This window comes from Tepidimonas thermarum (genome assembly GCF_007556705.1).
Classification (GTDB): domain Bacteria; phylum Pseudomonadota; class Gammaproteobacteria; order Burkholderiales; family Burkholderiaceae_C; genus Tepidimonas; species Tepidimonas thermarum.
The window spans coordinates 20,228-36,243 of record NZ_VJOL01000008.1 but is presented as its reverse complement, the minus strand read 5'-3'; the positions used below and the strand labels follow the sequence as shown (position 1 = coordinate 36,243).

The 16,016-nt window shown below is 71.0% G+C and carries 16 protein-coding genes; 8 read left to right on the top strand and 8 right to left on the bottom strand.

What is annotated here, in order from left to right; genetic code table 11:
- Positions 1–49 precede the first annotated feature (49 nt).
- From Tther_RS03615 to Tther_RS03600, 4 genes are all read left to right on the top strand, one after another.
- Positions 50–715, top strand: coding sequence for a tetratricopeptide repeat protein (locus Tther_RS03615; protein WP_221933991.1), 666 nt, complete (start codon positions 50–52; stop codon positions 713–715).
- Between the two features lie 185 nt (positions 716–900).
- The gene (locus Tther_RS03610) at positions 901–1,410 is read left to right on the top strand and encodes a peptidylprolyl isomerase (RefSeq protein ID WP_246098895.1); all 510 of its coding nucleotides are present in this window, start codon (positions 901–903) and stop codon (positions 1,408–1,410) included.
- Positions 1,411–1,432: 22 nt separating this feature from the next.
- Positions 1,433–2,245, top strand: coding sequence for a UDP-2,3-diacylglucosamine diphosphatase (locus Tther_RS03605; protein WP_143901021.1), 813 nt, complete (start codon positions 1,433–1,435; stop codon positions 2,243–2,245).
- A complete protein-coding gene (locus tag Tther_RS03600) occupies positions 2,242–3,147 on the top strand; it encodes a M90 family metallopeptidase (RefSeq protein ID WP_143901019.1) in 906 nt (301 codons plus the stop codon). Before Tther_RS03605 ends, Tther_RS03600 begins: the two co-directional genes overlap by 4 nt.
- A gap of 21 nt (positions 3,148–3,168) precedes the next feature.
- On the opposite strand, the gene Tther_RS03595 is transcribed toward Tther_RS03600, so the two are convergent.
- From Tther_RS03595 to Tther_RS03565, 7 genes are all read right to left on the bottom strand, one after another.
- Positions 3,169–5,703 carry a DUF349 domain-containing protein gene (locus tag Tther_RS03595; RefSeq protein WP_246098894.1) on the bottom strand — a complete coding sequence of 845 codons (2,535 nt, stop codon included), beginning with the start codon at positions 5,701–5,703 and terminating at the stop codon, positions 3,169–3,171.
- Between the two features lie 93 nt (positions 5,704–5,796).
- Positions 5,797–6,489: a CBS domain-containing protein gene (locus Tther_RS03590; protein WP_143901015.1), complete on the bottom strand. Its 693-nt coding sequence runs from the start codon at positions 6,487–6,489 to the stop codon at positions 5,797–5,799.
- 67 nt (positions 6,490–6,556) lie between these two features.
- A complete protein-coding gene (gene hemW, locus Tther_RS03585; protein WP_143901013.1) occupies positions 6,557–7,795 on the bottom strand; it encodes a radical SAM family heme chaperone HemW in 1,239 nt (412 codons plus the stop codon).
- Positions 7,792–8,421 (bottom strand): non-canonical purine NTP pyrophosphatase, encoded by a 630-nt coding sequence (locus Tther_RS03580; RefSeq protein WP_143901011.1) that lies wholly within the window; start codon positions 8,419–8,421, stop codon positions 7,792–7,794. Before Tther_RS03580 ends, hemW begins: the two co-directional genes overlap by 4 nt.
- Before the next feature lie 4 nt (positions 8,422–8,425).
- The gene (gene rph / locus Tther_RS03575; protein WP_143901009.1) at positions 8,426–9,190 is read right to left on the bottom strand and encodes a ribonuclease PH; all 765 of its coding nucleotides are present in this window, start codon (positions 9,188–9,190) and stop codon (positions 8,426–8,428) included.
- On the bottom strand, positions 9,187–10,143 hold the full coding sequence (locus tag Tther_RS03570) for a PP2C family protein-serine/threonine phosphatase (RefSeq protein WP_143901007.1): 957 nt from the start codon (positions 10,141–10,143) through the stop codon (positions 9,187–9,189). Before Tther_RS03570 ends, rph begins: the two co-directional genes overlap by 4 nt.
- Positions 10,140–11,165, bottom strand: a complete 1,026-nt coding sequence (locus Tther_RS03565; protein WP_143901005.1) for a serine/threonine-protein kinase — start codon at positions 11,163–11,165, stop codon at positions 10,140–10,142. Before Tther_RS03565 ends, Tther_RS03570 begins: the two co-directional genes overlap by 4 nt.
- A gap of 87 nt (positions 11,166–11,252) precedes the next feature.
- On the opposite strand from Tther_RS03565, the gene Tther_RS03560 reads away from it, so the two are divergent.
- The 4 genes from Tther_RS03560 to Tther_RS03545 all read left to right on the top strand — a co-directional run bounded on the left by Tther_RS03560 (position 11,253) and on the right by Tther_RS03545 (position 15,350).
- Positions 11,253–12,134 carry a YicC/YloC family endoribonuclease gene (locus Tther_RS03560; RefSeq protein ID WP_342781755.1) on the top strand — a complete coding sequence of 294 codons (882 nt, stop codon included), beginning with the start codon at positions 11,253–11,255 and terminating at the stop codon, positions 12,132–12,134.
- A gap of 5 nt (positions 12,135–12,139) precedes the next feature.
- Positions 12,140–12,760: a guanylate kinase gene (gene gmk, locus Tther_RS03555; protein WP_143900986.1), complete on the top strand. Its 621-nt coding sequence runs from the start codon at positions 12,140–12,142 to the stop codon at positions 12,758–12,760.
- Between the two features lie 27 nt (positions 12,761–12,787).
- Positions 12,788–12,991, top strand: coding sequence for a DNA-directed RNA polymerase subunit omega (gene rpoZ, locus Tther_RS03550; protein WP_143900984.1), 204 nt, complete (start codon positions 12,788–12,790; stop codon positions 12,989–12,991).
- 82 nt (positions 12,992–13,073) lie between these two features.
- Positions 13,074–15,350 (top strand): RelA/SpoT family protein, encoded by a 2,277-nt coding sequence (locus Tther_RS03545; RefSeq protein ID WP_143901076.1) that lies wholly within the window; start codon positions 13,074–13,076, stop codon positions 15,348–15,350.
- 37 nt (positions 15,351–15,387) lie between these two features.
- Here Tther_RS03545 and greB read toward each other — a convergent pair whose 3' ends face one another.
- The gene (greB, locus tag Tther_RS03540; protein ID WP_143900982.1) at positions 15,388–15,957 is read right to left on the bottom strand and encodes a transcription elongation factor GreB; all 570 of its coding nucleotides are present in this window, start codon (positions 15,955–15,957) and stop codon (positions 15,388–15,390) included.
- Between the last annotated feature and the right edge of the window lie 59 nt (positions 15,958–16,016).

Genomic DNA, 16,016 nt, shown 5'->3' with positions numbered 1-16,016 from the left:
GAAAGGCGCGTATTGTGCACCGATGGCCGACCCGTTTCACCCCTGCCCCATGGCCTGCAAGCCCCCCACACCCCTCCACCACACGGCCGCCACGCGCGCGCCCGCCCAGGCGGGCCCGCTGCGCGTTGCCGCACGGCTGAAAGGCACCCTTGCGGCCCTGCTGTGCGTGGGAGCCCTGGTAGCCTCCCCTGTGGCCTGGGGTCAGGCGGGGGCGGGCGGTGGCGCGGACGGCACAACGATCAGCGGCGCGGCCACCTACGCCGAGGTGCAGCGCCTCATCGCCAACCGTGAGTGGGTGCTGGCGCGCCAGCGCCTGGAGCACTGGCTGCAAAGCCACGACAGCGACCCGCAGGCGCGCTTGCTGCTTGGCGTGGTGCTGGCCGGCCAAGGTGACAGCGCCGGCGCGCAGCGCCTCTATGAACAGCTCACCCAAGCCTACCCGGAACTGCCCGAGCCGTACAACAACCTGGCCGTGTTGCACGCCGCCGCGGGCCGCCTGCCCGAAGCGCGCGCCGCGCTGGAGTGGGCCCTGCGCTTCCACCCCGATTACGCCGTCGCGCACCGCAACCTGGGCGACGTGTACGCGCAGCTCGCGCTGGGCCATTGGCAGCGTGCCCTGGCACTGCAACCCGACACCCCTGGCCTGGGCGCGCGCGCTGCGGCCTTGCGCCGGCTGCTGCACCCCGGTGCGGCCGCCGACGCCCCCCAGCAATGAACCCTGGCGCCGCCGCGCCCCCACCGCGCATGACACACCCTGCCCCCGACTCCCGCCGCATGCCACGCCGCGCCGCGCTGGGCGCGCTCGCCACCGCGCTGGCCAGCCCGCTGTTGGCCCACGGCCAGTCCCCCACCCCGCAACGGGCGGCCGCCAGCCGCCCAGCCTCTCCTGGAGTCCGTTCCGTGAATCCCCAAGTCGAACTGCACATCGCCGACCGCGGCGTCATCACCCTCGAGCTCGACGCCGCCAAGGCGCCCAAAACCGTCGAGAACTTCCTGGCCTACGTGCGCGATGGCCACTACGACGGCACGATCTTTCACCGCGTCATCGACGGCTTCATGATCCAGGGCGGCGGCTTCGAGCCCGGCATGAAGCAAAAGCCGACACGCGCGCCGATCGAAAACGAGGCCGCCAACGGTCTCAAAAACGACCGCTACACCATTGCGATGGCGCGCACCCAGGCGCCGCACTCGGCCACCGCGCAGTTTTTCATCAACGTGGCGGACAACGGCTTTCTCAACCACACCGCGCCCACGCTGCAGGGGTGGGGCTACGCGGTGTTTGGCCGCGTCATCAAGGGCACCGAGGTGGTCGATGCCATCCGCCAGGTGACCACCGGGCGGCGTGGTTTTCACGACGACGTGCCGCTGCAAGACGTGGTGATTACCAAGGCGGTTGTCGTCACCCCCTGACGCGCCGCCTGCCGCGCGGCCGATGGCGACCGCCAACCTGCTGAGCCACATCGATGCGCCACCGACATGGCGGCGCATCGATTGCGTCTCCGACATCCACCTGCACGCCAGCGACGCTGCCACGGCGGCAGCCTGGCAGGCGTATGTGGACGACGCCCCGTTCGATGCGCTGTGCATCCTGGGGGACTTGTTCGACGTCTGGATCGGCGACGACCTGCTGAGCGCCGACCCCACCGCCGACGCCGACATGGCGTTTTGGCAACAGGCGGTGGCGGCCCTGGCGGCGCTGGCACGGCGGCGGCCGCTGTACGTGATGCGCGGCAACCGCGACTTTTTGCTCGGCGCCCGCTTTGCCAGCGCGGTTGGCTGCACCTTGTTGGCCGACCCGGCGCTGCTGACCTGGGGCCAACAGCGCTGGCTGCTCAGCCACGGCGACGCCTGGTGCCTGGACGACCGCGACTACCAGGCGTTTCGGGCCCAGGTGCGCACGGCGTCGTGGCAAGCGGGCTTTTTGGCCCAGCCGCTGGCGGCGCGCCTGCACCAGGCACGCGCGCTGCGCCAGCGCAGCCAGCAACACCAGGCCGCCCAACGGGCAGCGGGCGTCGCCCCCGTCGATGTGGACGCGCACGCGGCAGCCGCGGCGATGGCCGCCGCCGGCGCGCACGGCCTGATCCACGGGCACACCCACCGGCCTGGCACCCACCCGCTGCCCGGGGGGGCCACACGGTGGGTGCTCAGCGACTGGGACGCCAGTGCACAACCACCACGGCTGCAGGTGCTCAGCCTGACCCCCGACGGCTGCCAGGTGCGCCCGCTGGCGCCGGCAGCGGCATGAACGCGGCACCCGTGCCGGCCCGCCCGCGTGGGCCGTGGGGCCGGTGGTGGCGCGCCCTGCGGCGCTGGCTGGTGCAGCGGCGCCAGCGCTGGCGCGCCCGCCGCGGCGACGGCCGCGCCATCCCCGATCGGCTGTGGGCCCGCGTGGTGGCGGACCTGCCCCTTTTGCAGACGCTCGACGCTGCCGAACAGGCGCAGCTGCGCGACCTGTGCGCGGCCTTTTTGGCACGCAAAGAGTTCAGCGGCGCACACGGCCTGGTCGTGGACGACCGCATGGCGCTGCTCGTCGCGGCGCAGGCCTGCCTGCCGCTGCGCCACCGCGGCCTGCCCGCGCTGGCGTGGTACGAGGATTTCGTGGGCATCGTGCTGCACCCCGACGAGGTGGTGGCGCCGCGCCGGCTGCGCGACGATGCCGGCGTGGTGCACGAGTACGAGGAAGCCTTGGCCGGCGAGGCGATGCAGGGCGGCCCCATCGTGTTGGCCTGGCCGCGTGTGCTGGGTTCGCATCCCGGCGCCACCGGGGTGGGCCACAACCTGGTGATCCATGAATTTGCGCACGCCATCGACCTGCACGGCAAACCACTGGGGCAGCCCGCCGACGGCTGCCCGTTGTTGCCCACCGGATTTTTGGGGCTGTCCAGCACCGAGGCGCGCCGGCACTGGCACGCGGTGCTGACGCAGGCACTCGAGACCCACCGGCAGCGGGTGGCGATGCACGAACGCTTTGGCGGCCCAGCCCCGTGGCTGGATGCCTACGGCGCTACCTCGGCCGCCGAGTTTTTTGCCGTCGCGTGCGAGGCGTACTGCGTGGACCGGGCCCGACTGGCCGAGGAGCACCCGGCGCTGGTGCTGCTGCTGGATGCGTTGTTTGCGCGGCCGGCCGACCGTCCCGCACCGGCGTGACGATCGGCCACCGTCCAGCCGTCAGCGCCGCAACAACACCTTGAGCGCGGCCTGCAGGCGACGCTCGTGGGCAGGGTCGTGCGCGGTGACGAGCACGCGTGCGACGTCCTGTGCCCAGGTCTGATCGGGGCCGGGCTCGTGGCGGCGCGTGAGCAGGCGCAGCTGCAGCTGACGACGGGCATCGAGCTGATCGGCCGGCGTCGGCACCTCGGCCGCGATTTCCAGCCGCAGCAGCGGCTCGGCTGCGTCGGCCGCGGCCTTGGCGGGTTGTGCCAGCGCCTGCACCCACGCGGGGCGCGCAGCCGCGGCCTGCCGCCCGCCCAGTTGCTGGGCGGCGGGCAAGCGGGCCGCGTCGCGGGCGGCCCAGGCGGCCAGCAACTCGGTCAGGGCTTCACCGTGGGCGCGCGCGGCCAGCGCGCGCAGGCGCGCTTCGGCCCGTTCGAGCGCCTGCCGCTGGGCGCGAAATGCCGCATCGCCCAGGCGCGGCCGAGGCGCGCCGTCGGCGCGCGGCGCGCGCTCGGGCCGGCGCTCCGCCCGGCCGGCTGCGCCCGCTCGCCCCAGCGACGCCGGGGCTGCGGGCGGGGCTGCGCCGGGTCGGTCGTCACCCCGGCGCGCCACCAGCGGGCGCGCGGCCGGGGTGGGCGCAGGCGAGGCCGCCTCCGCCTGGGCAGCGGGTGCCGGGGCTGCGTCCGCCGCCGGGGCCTGCGGCGCCGGCTCGGCATCCTGCCCTTCGCCCTGCGCGGCCGCGCGCAGGGCCGCCATGGCCGCGCGGATCTGCTGGGCGTCGTCGCTCGCGCACGCCGCCTCCAGGGCGCGCGCCGCCTCCAACACCGCGGCGTCGAGCCGGCTGGTGACGGCTTGCGCCTTGTCACGCTCAGCGCTTTTGCGCGCAAACGCCTCGTCGATCGGCTGGCGGAACGCTTCCCAGAGTTTTTGTTCCTTGCGCCGGTCCAGCGGCACGCGGTGCGCCTCCTGCTGCCAGCGCTGCTGCAGGGCCTTGACGGCGTCGAGCCGCAGGCGCGGCTGCGCCGCCAGCGCCTGCGCCTCGGCGATCAGCGCTTGGCGCCGCGCAATGCTGTCGGCCTGAGCGGCTTCCAACCGTGCGTGGGCGGCGCCCATCGCGGCCTTCCACTGCGCCTGCAGTTCGGCAAACCGCTTTTCGCTGACGTGCCCGCCCTGGCGCCAGCGTTCGGCAAACGCATGCAAATCGCGCAGTTGCGCTTTCCAGTCCTCGCTGTCGGGATGGGCGGCGGTCCATGCCTTGACCTCCTCGATCAGCGCCAGTCGCGCTTGTTGCGCGGCTTCCTGCTGCGCCTGCAGCTCACGCCGCCATGCCTCGACCGCCTGATAGGCCTGGTTGCAGGCCTCATCGAAGCGCTTCCACAGCGCATGGTTGGAGGTCCCTCCCTGGTCGGTCTGCTTCCACTGCTCGCGCAGCTGGCGGATGGCCTCTTGCAGCTTGCGGCCGGTGGGGCGCTGTTCCGCCGGGCCCTGGGTCAACGCGACCGCTTTGGCCAGCAACGCTTCGCGCAATTGGTCGGCACGCCAGCGCTGCCAGTCTTCCAGTTCCTTGGCCTTGGCCAGCGCCGCTTGGGCACGGGCGTCGAGCTCGGGGCCCGCGTGCCGCCCGTGCAGCTTGTGGGCGTGGCGCAGCTCGCCGGCGTAACGGCCCAGGGCCTTGGTGTGGCCCTCGGCGAGTTCGCGCTCGAGCGCCTCGATCGCGGGCAACAGTGCGGCCTGGGCCAGCGCCTGCACCGCCTTGGGCACCGTGGCGTCGGCGGCGGGGGCAGCGGGCTCGCCGCGGGCGGCGCGGATTTCGTCGGCCCACACCGGCACGCCCGGCAAGGGCGCTTGCGCATTGGCCAGCGCGGCCGTGGCCTGGGCCAGTGCGGCTTCGAACGCCTGCCACACGGCATCGAGCTGCTGGCGCGCGGCGTCGAGCTGGGCCGGGTAGCGCGGGTCGAGATCGTTCCAGCCCGGCGCCCCGCGGAGCGCAGCCTGGCGCGTGTGCCAGTCGGCCACGTCCTGGGCCAGCGCGTCGCGCGCGGCCTGGACCTCGGCCAGCGGCTTGGTCGAGAGCAGGTCGATGCGCTGCACCAGCAGTCCGGCCGCCTCCCGTTCGACCTGCAGGCGCGTGTGCAGGTCTTCGATGGCTTTCATGCGCTCGGCCAGTTGCTGGCGCAGCGCGGCCAGCGGTTCGCGCGACAGTGGGGCGCCCGCCTTGGCGGCGTCACGCTGCCAGGCCATGGCGTCGGCCAGGTTGAGCCGCGGTGCGCGCAACAAGGCCTCGGCGCGCGCGGCCCACTCGGCGGCACGTTCGTCCTGGGCTTTGGCGCGCCGCCACTCGTCGAGGCGCTCGCGCACCAGTTTGGCCGCCCCTTTGTCGCGGCTGGCCAGCTCGCGGTAGACCTCGGCGAGTTCGTCGGCGCTGGGGTTGCCCGCCAGCCACGTGCGCAGGCGCGCGGCACGCTCGCCCGAGGTGGGGGCGGTGAAGGCGCCCCCGGTGCGCTGGTCGAGTTCAGCGAGAGAGGCTTTCGCAGTAGTGGTGTCGGACACGTTCACGGTGTGGGCAGGCGGCAAGGCCGCTCGGCGTCGATCTGGAAGAATCTGGCGGTCCCTAACGGCCGCCGCGCAAGCCACTATTGTCGCCTACCCAGCCCAGAGGTCCAGTGGCGGGTCGTGCACGACGGCCTTGAGCAGGTCGCTGCGCGAGACGAAGCCGCCAAGCGCCCCCGCCTCGTCCACCACGGGCAGCCCCGGCAGCCCGGTCTCGAGCAGCACCAGCGCCAGACGGCGCAGCAGGGTGTCGGGCGTGACCGCCGGCACCGGCGTGACCATGACCGTGGCCAGCGGTTGGGCCATGAAAGCGCGCCAGACCAGCGCGCTGTCTTGCGGGCGCGGCAGCCGCTCGACGCTGAGCAGCTCGGCGCGGGTCAGCAGTCCGATGAGCTGCCCAGCGGCATCGAGCACGGGGGCCTGCCCCAGTCCGCGCTCGGCCAGTGTGCGCCACCCCTCGGCCACGGGCATGGTGTCGGTGACGGTGACCACCGCGCGCGTCATGACGTCGCGCACCCGCTCCAGCGGGTGCCGCTGCGGCGCGGGATGTTGGACCTCGCCATAGGCTTGGACGGCCACCGCCGCCGGGCGCGGCAGCGCATGCGCGGGGCGCTCGCCGTGCTCGGGCGCGGCAGCAACGCGAAACGCGCTGTCGGCAAAGTCCGGCCGATCGATGTCCACGTGCAGCGCGCGCGGGCGCCCCGCACGCAACGACGGCAACACGCGGCGCAGGTCCTCGATGGGACCGCGGTACATCAGCCCTGACGTGCCGTAGATGGCAAGCATGCCCGTCCTCCTCGCGGCGATCGCCGCGCTGTGCAGTGAGGGCCCGCCCAACCGCCCCTGCGACCCTTCAATCGGGCAAGAACAGCGCCTGCAAATCGCTCAACCAGTCGAAGCCGCGCGCCGTGGGCTGCACCCAACCGTCGTCGCCAACGGTCAGCCAGCCGCGCGCACGCGCCTGCTCGATCGTCGCCGATACCGCATTCATCGGCAAGCCCGTGCGATCGCTCAAGAGCGTCAACGCAAAACCCTCGCGCAGCCGCAGGGCGTTGAGCATGAACTCGAACGGCAAATCGCGGGCGGCCACCTCGTGCTCCTGCGCAACGGGCGTGCCCGCCAACGCCTGCTCCACATAGCGCGCGGGATCGCGCCAGCGCACCTGGCGCACGATGCGCTCGGCAAAACTGAGCTTGCCGTGGGCGCCCGCGCCCAAGCCCAGGTAGTCGCCAAACTGCCAGTAATTGAGGTTGTGCCGGCAGCGATGCCCCCGCCGTGCGTAGGCCGAGACCTCGTAGCGGGCCAGGCCCGCCGCGGCGGTGCGCTCGCTGATCAGGTCCAGCATCGCATACGCGGTGTCGTCATCGGGCAACGACGGTGGCGGCTGCTTGGCAAACAGGGTGTTGGGCTCGATCGTCAGGTGGTAGACGGACAGGTGAGGCGGCTCGTGCGCCAGCGCCGCCGCCAGGTCGCGCGCCAGGCCATCGACGCTTTGCCCGGGCAGCGCGTACATCAAGTCCAGGTTGAAGGTGTCGAAGCACCGCGCCGCTTCCTCCACCGCGGCGTGTGCCTGCGCCGCGTCGTGCACCCGGCCCAGCGCACGCAGGCATTGATCATCGAAGCTCTGCACGCCTATGCTCAGCCGCGTCACACCGGCGTCGCGAAAGGCCGCGAAGCGCTCGCGCTCGAAGGTGCCGGGGTTGGCCTCCAGCGTGATTTCGGCATCGGGCGCCAGCGGCACGCGGGCGCGCACGTCCGACAGCAGGTCGCCAATCACCTCCGGGTCGAACAGGCTGGGCGTGCCGCCACCGATGAACACGCTGACCACCGGCCGTCCCCAGACCAGGGGCAGGCTGGCCTCCAGATCCGCCAGCAAGGCGCGCACATAGTCGCGCTGCGGCAGTGGCCCGCTCTGGCCGCTGGCCGCGCCCCAGGCATGCGAATTGAAGTCGCAGTAGGGGCATTTATGGAGGCACCAGGGCAGGTGCAGATACAGCGCCAGCGGGGGCAGGCCACGCAAACGGATCTGACCTGGGCGCTGCCAGTGGATGGCGGTGGCGGGCGCGCCAGGCGTTGCGGGCGTGTGGCTCATGCGTCGGGCCACCAGCGCTCGCGCATCAGCGCCAGCATGGCCCGCGCCGCCCGGCCGCGGTGGCTGTTGGCGTTTTTGACGTCGCTGGGCAGTTGGGCGAAGGTGCAGCCGAAGGCAGGCAGGAACATCACCGGGTCGAAGCCGAAACCGCCGTCGCCCACCGGGGCGCGCGTGATCTCACCCTCCACGCGCCCACTGGCCACCAACGGCTCGGGGTCGTCGGCGTGGCGCACCGCCACGAGTGTGCTGACCATGGCGGCGCGGCGGTCCTCGACGTCGCGCATCTGCTCCAGCAGCGCGCGCACGTTGTTGGCGTCGCTCTTGGGGTAGCCGAATTGGGTGCAGTAGTGGGCCGTGTCCACACCAGGGCGGCCACCAAAGGCCGCCACGCACAACCCCGCGTCGTCGGCCAGGGCCGGCAGACCGCTGGCGGCGGCGGCGTGGCGGGCCTTGGCCAGCGCGTTTTCCACGAAGGTGCGGTGCGGCTCCGGCGCCTCCGGGATGCCCAGGCTGCCCTGCGTGACGAGTTCCACGCCCAAAGGGGCGAAGAGTGCCTGCAATTCGGCCAGTTTGCCCGCGTTGTTGGAGGCCAGCACCAGCCGCCGCGGAGCGGTCGATCCGGTCATGGCCTCACCCCACCTGAGCCCCGGCAAGCGCGGCGCGCTGCAGGGCCACCAGTTGCTGGATGCCATGCTCGGCCAACGCGAGCATGGCGTGCAGCTCGTCACGGCCAAAGGGTTCGCCTTCCGCGGTGCCCTGGACCTCGACGAAGTGGCCGGCGCCGGTCATGACCACGTTCATGTCGGTGGCGCAACCGGCATCCTCCACGTAATCCAGGTCCAGCACGGGCACACCATCGACGATGCCGACCGAGACCGCCGCCACCGGGTGGCGGATCGGTGAGCGCGCCAGCTTGCCCTCGGCCAGCAAACGCTGCACCGCATCGTGCGCGGCCACGTAGGCCCCGGTGATGGCGGCGGTGCGCGTGCCGCCGTCGGCTTGCAGCACGTCGCAATCGAGCGTGATGGTGCGCTCGCCCAGGGCGGCCAGGTCGAACACCGCGCGCAGCGAGCGGCCGATGAGGCGCTGGATCTCCTGCGTGCGGCCGCTTTGCTTGCCGCGTGCGGCTTCGCGGTCGCTGCGGGTGTGGGTGGCGCGTGGCAGCATGCCGTACTCGGCCGTCACCCAGCCTTCGCCGCTGCCTTTTTGGTGCGGGGGAACGCGCTCTTCCACCGACGCGGTGCACAGCACGCGCGTGCGACCAAATTCGATCAGCACCGAGCCTTCGGCGTGCACGGTGTAACCACGGGTGATGCGCACCGGGCGCAGTTCGTTGGGGGCGCGGCCGTCGTGGCGCTGCTGGGCGCTGGCGGCCACCAGGGGTTCATGGGTCATGGGGTCTGCCGTTTGGGAGGGGGTGCCGCACCCGGACGTGGGCTGGCCGGGGCCGGCGTGCGTCGGGTGCGGCGGATCGCATCGTTGATTTCCGCAATGGTACGCTCGATGGCCTCGTCGTCGAGCTCGGTTGCCGTCAGCCCCGGCGCCGGCGTGGGGTTGGCGGCCGGCTGGGGCCGCGCGCGCGTGGCGGCCTCGGGCTCGAGCACCTGGGTGGCGGGAAAGTCGTCGTCCTCTTGCCATTCCAGCCCCAGCAGCGAGACGTTGTCGCCGTGGCGCCCGCCCCGGCGCAGCGCCTCCTCCGACAGCTGCGCCACCGCGTCGGCCAGGGGCTGCCCGTACAGGCCGGCGGCGATGTCGTCGTCGCTCATCACGCCCCACAAACCGTCGGAGCACAGCAGGATGCGGTCCGCGGCCGCCAGCGGCTGCGGGTCCACCACGTCGTACAGCGGGGGCGTGTTCGCGCCCAGGCAGGTAAAGAGCACGCTGCGCGAGACGCCCGCCGGCTGCGGTGGAAACAGCTCGGGCTTGTCGTGGTAGCTGTGGTCGCGCGTGCGCAACAGCAGCCGCCCACCGCGCGCCCAGTACAGGCGCGAGTCGCCGCTGTGCAGCGCGGTCAAACAACCATCCTGCACCACCGCGGCGACGACGGTGGTGCGCGGTGGCTCGTCCAGACCGTCGCTGTGCGCCGCCTGGCGAATGGCGTGGTGGGCGTGCATGACGGTGGCTTGGAGGAAGGCGCTGGGGTCGCGCAGCTTGGGCTGGGCCTGGTCGATGAAATCCTGCACGAAGGTGCGCACGGCGATGTCGGCCGCGCGGTCGCCGTCCGGGTGTCCGCCCAGGCCGTCCGCCAGCACCAGCAGCACCGCCTGGCGCGTGTAGGTGTAGCCCAGGCGGTCTTCGTTGCGCGCGCGCCCGCCCGCGTGCGTGGCCTGATAGACCGCAAACTTCATGGCGGCTCCAAAAAGCTGGAGCGCTGGCTTTGGTGGCTGGCCGCATCGGGCGCTTGCGCCTGCGCCAGCCCCAGCCGCGCGCGCAACCGCTCCCACCAGCCGGACGGGGTCGGCTCGGGCTCGGCCGCGGCCTCACGCGCGAGCTCGCGCTGCAGCGCAAACACCGACTGCGGCCGCGACAGCGGGTCGAGCGCCATGCACCACTCGACGACGTCGATGAGCTCGTTCGAATAGAGGCCGCGCAGCCGTGCCAGCGCGGTGACGAGCCGGTCCTTTTCCTGGCGCTGCGGCGCATCGTGCGGCGGGTAGCCCTGCATGCACGAGTAGATGCACGCCCCGATGGCGTAGATGTCGGTCCACGGCCCCAGCCCGGCGCCGCCGGTGCGCCGGTACATCTCCGGCGCGGCAAAGCCGGGGGTGTACATCGGCCGCACGAAGGTGCCCTCGGTGTTGAGCACCTCGCGCGCGGCGCCAAAATCGATCAGGACGGCGCGGTTGTCGTCGGTGATGAAGATGTTGGCGGGCTTGATGTCGAGGTGCAGCATCTTGTGCTGGTGCACGATGCGCAGCCCGCGCAGCACCTCGTCGAACAGCGAGCGGATGGTGGCTTCGCGCAGGATCTTTTTGCGCTGCCGGCCGCGCGCGGTGACGATGAAATCCTGCAGCGAGGCGCCCTGCAGGTAGTCCATCACCATGTAGACGGTGTCGTTTTCGCGGAAAAAATTGAGCACGCCCACGACCGCGGGGTGGGCGATTTGGGCCAGCGCCCGCCCTTCTTCGAAAAAACTGCGCAGGCCCAGGCGGTAGAGCGCTTGCTTCTCGGGTGCCACCTGGGGCAGCAGCTCGCCCGGTGCGCGCGTGGCCAACGCGGCGGGCAGGTACTCCTTGATGGCGACCTCGCGCCCCTGGGCGTCGAGCGCCAGATAGACCAAGCCGAAGCCACCGGCCGCGAGCAGCCGCACGATCCGGTAGCCGCCTATCAGCGTATCCGGCGGCAGGGGAGCGGGCTTGGTCTTTGACATAATCCGTGCATGCGCAACCCCAATGCCCGGGCATGCGGCTGTGCCCGCAGGGCCGCCCTCCTCTGAAGGTCGATGTCAGTGTACAGCATGACCGGCTACGCCGCGGGCCAATGCGCCGCGGGCGAACCCAGCACCGACGCCAGCGGCAGCCGCCTGGGCGTGGAAATTCGCGCGGTCAACGGCCGTTTTCTGGACCTGTCGCTGCGCCTGCCCGAGGAGCTGCGCCACGCCGAGCCGGCGCTGCGCGAGCGTGTGGCGGCGCGCGTGCGGCGCGGCAAGGTGGAGCTGCGCGCATGGGTCGAGCAACGCGCCGATGGCGGCCTGCCCGCCCCGAGCGCGGCGGTGTTGCAGCGGCTGTCCGGCCTGCAGGAGCAGGTGCAGGCGTGGCTGCCGCAGGCGCGGGGCCTGTCGGTGGCCGAGGCCCTGCAGCTGGCCCAGCGCAGCGCTGGCGCCGCGCTGGACTGGAGTGCACCGCTGCTGGCGCTGACCGAGCGCGTGCTGGAGGATTTCAACGCGGCGCGCGCACGCGAGGGCGCGCGCCTCCAGACCATGTTGCGCGAGCGTGTGGCCGCCCTGCGCGCGCTGGCCGCCCAGGCCGAGCCGCTGATCCCGCAAGTCGTGGCGCAGCAGCGCGAGCGGTTTTTGCAGCGCTTTCACGAGGCACTGGGCGCCACGCCTGCCGACCCAACCGCCCTGCAGGAGCGCGCGCTGGCCGAGGCGGCGGCGTTTGCGATCCGCGTGGACGTGGCCGAGGAGCTCACGCGGCTGCAGTCGCACCTGAGCGAAATCGAACGCCTGCTGCAGCGCGGCGGCGAGGTCGGCAAGCGGCTGGACTTTCTGATCCAGGAGCTGCACCGCGAGGCCAACACACTCGGTGCCAAATCGGCCAGCCTTGACCTCACCCGTGTCTCGGTGGACATGAAGGTCCTGATCGAACAGATGCGCGAGCAGGTCCAAAACCTCGAATGACCCCTATGGAGTATCCTGGCAACCTGTTCGTCGTCGCGGCCCCCAGCGGCACCGGCAAATCCAGCCTGGTCAAGGCGCTGCTGGAAGTGGACTCGCGCATGGAGCTGTCGGTTTCGCACACCACGCGCGCGCCACGCGGCCAGGAAGTGCACGGGCGCGAGTACTACTTCGTCAGCGACGAGGAGTTCGACCGCATGATCGCGGCCGACGCCTTCATCGAATGGGCGCGGGTGCACGACCGGCGCTACGGCACCTCGCGCAAGGCGATCGAAGACAAGATCGCCGCCGGCGCCGACATCGTGCTCGAAATCGACTACCAGGGCGCGCTGCAAATCCGGCGCCAGTTTGCCAACGCGGTGTTGATTTTCATCCTGCCACCCAGCTGGGAGGAGCTGCGCCGGCGCCTGCAACGCCGTGGCGAGGACAGTGAGGAGGTCATTGCGCTGCGCCTGCGCAATGCGGCGCAGGAGATGGCGCATGTCGATCAGTTCGACTACGTTATAATCAACGAAGTTTTTGAGCGCGCGCTGTTCGATCTGAAAACGATCACGCATTCGCAGCGCCTGCGGGTGGCGGCTCAGCGTCGTGCCCGCGCCGACGTGTTTCGGGCGCTCGATATTTCCTGACATTCCCACGTATTGCCGGAGGTTTGCATGGCACGCATCACCGTCGAGGACTGCCTGGAGAAAATCCCGAACCGCTTCCAGCTGGTGTTGGCCGCGACCTACCGCGCGCGCATGCTCAACCAGGGCCACGCGCCCAAGATCGAAACGCGCAACAAGCCGGCCGTGACCGCGCTGCGCGAGATCGCCGCGGGCTTGGTTGGCCTGGAGATGCTGCGCAAAGTGCCAGTCTGACACCGCGCGCCCCGCAACCCCAAACAGGCGTCCTACACGGGGCGCCTTTTTTGTTTACATTAGGGGGGTGAGTGTCGACACCCTGAGTCCGGCCGAGGTCGCCAGCCTCGGCGCCCGAGCGCCCGTTGCGCCGCCCCAGGCCGCGGCCAGCGCGGCGGCGGCCAGCTTTGCGGCGCTGGAGTCGCGGCTGGATTACCTCAGCAGCCACGACATCGAGCTGGTGCGCAAAGCCTACCGCTTTGCCGACCAGGCCCACCTGGGGCAGTTGCGCAAAAACGGCGATCCCTACATCACGCACCCGATCGCGGTGGCGCAGATTTGCACCGAATGGAAGCTCGACGCGCAGGCCCTGTGCGCCGCGCTGCTGCACGACGTGCTGGAAGACTGCGGCGTCACCAAGGCCGAGCTGGTCGAACATTTCGGCGCCGCGGTGGCCGACCTGGTGGACGGTCTGACCAAACTCGACAAACTGGCGTTTGACAGCCGCGAGCAGGGCCAGGCCGAGTCCTTCCGCAAAATGCTGCTGGCCATGGCGCGTGATGTGCGCGTCATCCTCATCAAGCTCGGCGACCGCCTGCACAACATGCGCACGATGGGCGACATGCCGCGCCACAAGTGGGCCCGCATCGCCCGTGAGACACTCGATATTTACGCCCCGATCGCCCACCGCCTGGGGCTCAACAATTTCTACCGCGAGCTGCAGGACCTGGCCTTTCGCCACCTGCACCCCTGGCGCTACCAGGCGCTGTCCAAGGCGCTGGCGCGCTCGCGGGCGCGGCGCAAAGACCTCATCGCGCGCGTGCAGGGCGAGGTGGAGGCGGCCTTTGCTGGCAGTGGCATCGAGGTGCGCATCGCCGGGCGCGAAAAAACCCTCTACTCCATCTACCGCAAGATGGACACCAAACACCTGTCGTTTGCGCAGGTGACGGACATCTACGGCTTTCGCATCATCGTGCCGCAGGTGCTGGACTGCTACACCGCCATGGGCGTGCTGCACCAGCTCTACAAGCCGCTGCCGGGCAAATTCCGCGACTACATCGCCATCCCCAAGATCAACGGCTACCAGTCGCTGCACACGACCCTGGTGGGGCCGTTTGGCACGCCGATCGAATTCCAGCTGCGCACGCCCAACATGGATGTCGTGGCGGAGTCGGGGATCGCGGCCCACTGGCTCTACAAGGCCGGCGGCGCAAGCGACACGGCGGGGCAGGCGCTCAACGCGCAATGGCTGCAGTCGCTGCTCGATATCCAGCAGGAGACCAAGGACTCGGGCGAATTTTGGGACCACGTGCGCATCGACCTGTTCCCGGACTCGGTCTATGTGTTCACGCCCAAGGGCCGCATCATGGCGCTGCCGCGCGGCGCCACGGCGGTGGACTTTGCCTACGCCATCCACAGCGATGTCGGGCACCGTGCCATCGGCGCCACCGTCAACGGCGAGCAGGTACCGCTGCGCACCGAGCTGCACAACGGCGACGTGGTCGAGATCGTGACCTCGCCACACGCACGGCCCAACCCGGCGTGGCTGGGTTTCGTCAAAACCGGGCGGGCACGCTCCAAAATCCGCCACTTCCTCAAGACCCTGGCGCAGGAGGAATCGCGCGCCCTGGGCGACCGGCTGCTGCAACAGGCGCTGCGCGCCGAAGGCATCGCCCAGTTGCCCGGGGACGACGAGGCCGGGCAGGCGATCTGGGACAAATTGCTGCGCTTTACCGGCAACCGCTCGCGCGACGAGCTGCTCATCGACATCGGCTTGGGGCGGCGCATCGCCGGCATGGTGGGCAAAAAGCTTGCCTCTCTGTTGGCCGAAGCCGGCACCCGGCCCAACGTGCTGCTCATCAGCCAGGAGCGCTTTGGCATGCCGGCGGAGGACCAGCCCAGCCAAGGCGTGGTCACGCTCGACGGCAGCGAGGGCAGCTCGGTCGTCTATGCGCCGTGCTGTCGGCCCATCCCGGGGGATCGCATCGTCGGCTACCTGGGCCGCGGCGAAGGGCTGGCGGTGCACACCGAGGACTGCCCCGTGGTTCAGCGGCTGCTGCACCGCGATCGCGAACGGTTTTTGGAGGTCGAGTGGGCCGAAGAGCTCACCCGGCCGTTCGAATCGACGGTCCTGGTCACGGTCACCAACGGCAAGGGCGTGCTGGCGCGGGTGGCGGCGGCGATCGCGGCGGCCGAGGCCGACATCACCCACATCCACATGGGCGACGAGGCGGCGCAGAGCACGACCGAATTGCGCTTTACGATTGCCGTCAGTGACCGCGCCCATTTGGCGCGCGTGCTGCGCCAGCTGCGCCGCACACCGTCGGTGCTGCGCGCCCAGCGCCAGCGGCCGGTGCGACCGCACGAGCCGGGAAACTGACCCCGGATCGCCCCGGCCCCGCCGCCCCTACCCGGTGTCAGCCCGCGTCGGCGGCCGCAGGCGCGGGATAGCGCACCTCCAGGATTTCCAGCGTCTCCACCCCGCCGGGCGTTTGCAGGCGCACCTCGTCACCCTCACGGGCCTTGAGCAGCGCCTGCGCCACCGGCGATATCCAGCTGATGTGGCCGTGGATGCTGTCAGCCTCGTCGATGCCGACGATGGTCACGGTCACCTCGCTGCCGTCGCGGCGCGCGTAGGTGACCGTCGCGCCGAAAAAGACCTGATCCTTGCCGTGGTGCACGCTGGGGTCCACCACCTCGGCGCGCTCGAGCCGCTTGGTCAGAAAGCGGATGCGCCGATCGATCTCACGCAGCCGCTTTTTGCCGTAGAGGTAGTCGCCGTTTTCCGAGCGGTCGCCGTTGCTGGCCGCCCAGGCCACCGTCTCCACCACGCGCGGGCGCTCCTCGTCGATCAGGTGCATCAACTCCCCGCGCAACCGCGCGTAGCCCGCCGGGGTCATGTAGTTCTTGCCGCCCCCGGGCACACGCACATCGGGCAGCTCGTCATCGTCCCCGTGGTCGACTTCCTTGGTAAACGCCTTGCTCATGGGGCGCAACCTTACCGCAATCCGCGCCCGCCGGTGCCGGGCGAGTTGCTAACATCGCG

Excerpts from the sequence above, each read along its gene's own strand:
- Tther_RS03590 (WP_143901015.1), bottom strand. The coding sequence starts at position 6,489 with ATGCTTGCCATCTACGGCACGTCAGGGCTGATGTACCGCGGTCCCATC.
- Tther_RS03605 (WP_143901021.1), top strand. The coding sequence starts at position 1,433 with ATGGCGACCGCCAACCTGCTGAGCCACATCGATGCGCCACCGACATGG.
- Tther_RS03565 (WP_143901005.1), bottom strand. The coding sequence starts at position 11,165 with ATGTCAAAGACCAAGCCCGCTCCCCTGCCGCCGGATACGCTGATAGGC.
- hemW (WP_143901013.1), bottom strand. The coding sequence starts at position 7,795 with ATGAGCCACACGCCCGCAACGCCTGGCGCGCCCGCCACCGCCATCCAC.
- Tther_RS03600 (WP_143901019.1), top strand. The coding sequence starts at position 2,242 with ATGAACGCGGCACCCGTGCCGGCCCGCCCGCGTGGGCCGTGGGGCCGG.
- Tther_RS03580 (WP_143901011.1), bottom strand. The coding sequence starts at position 8,421 with ATGACCGGATCGACCGCTCCGCGGCGGCTGGTGCTGGCCTCCAACAAC.
- Tther_RS03615 (WP_221933991.1), top strand. The coding sequence starts at position 50 with ATGGCCTGCAAGCCCCCCACACCCCTCCACCACACGGCCGCCACGCGC.
- rpoZ (WP_143900984.1), top strand. The coding sequence starts at position 12,788 with ATGGCACGCATCACCGTCGAGGACTGCCTGGAGAAAATCCCGAACCGC.
- gmk (WP_143900986.1), top strand. The coding sequence starts at position 12,140 with ATGGAGTATCCTGGCAACCTGTTCGTCGTCGCGGCCCCCAGCGGCACC.
- Tther_RS03560 (WP_342781755.1), top strand. The coding sequence starts at position 11,253 with ATGACCGGCTACGCCGCGGGCCAATGCGCCGCGGGCGAACCCAGCACC.
- rph (WP_143901009.1), bottom strand. The coding sequence starts at position 9,190 with ATGACCCATGAACCCCTGGTGGCCGCCAGCGCCCAGCAGCGCCACGAC.
- greB (WP_143900982.1), bottom strand. The coding sequence starts at position 15,957 with ATGAGCAAGGCGTTTACCAAGGAAGTCGACCACGGGGACGATGACGAG.
- Tther_RS03570 (WP_143901007.1), bottom strand. The coding sequence starts at position 10,143 with ATGAAGTTTGCGGTCTATCAGGCCACGCACGCGGGCGGGCGCGCGCGC.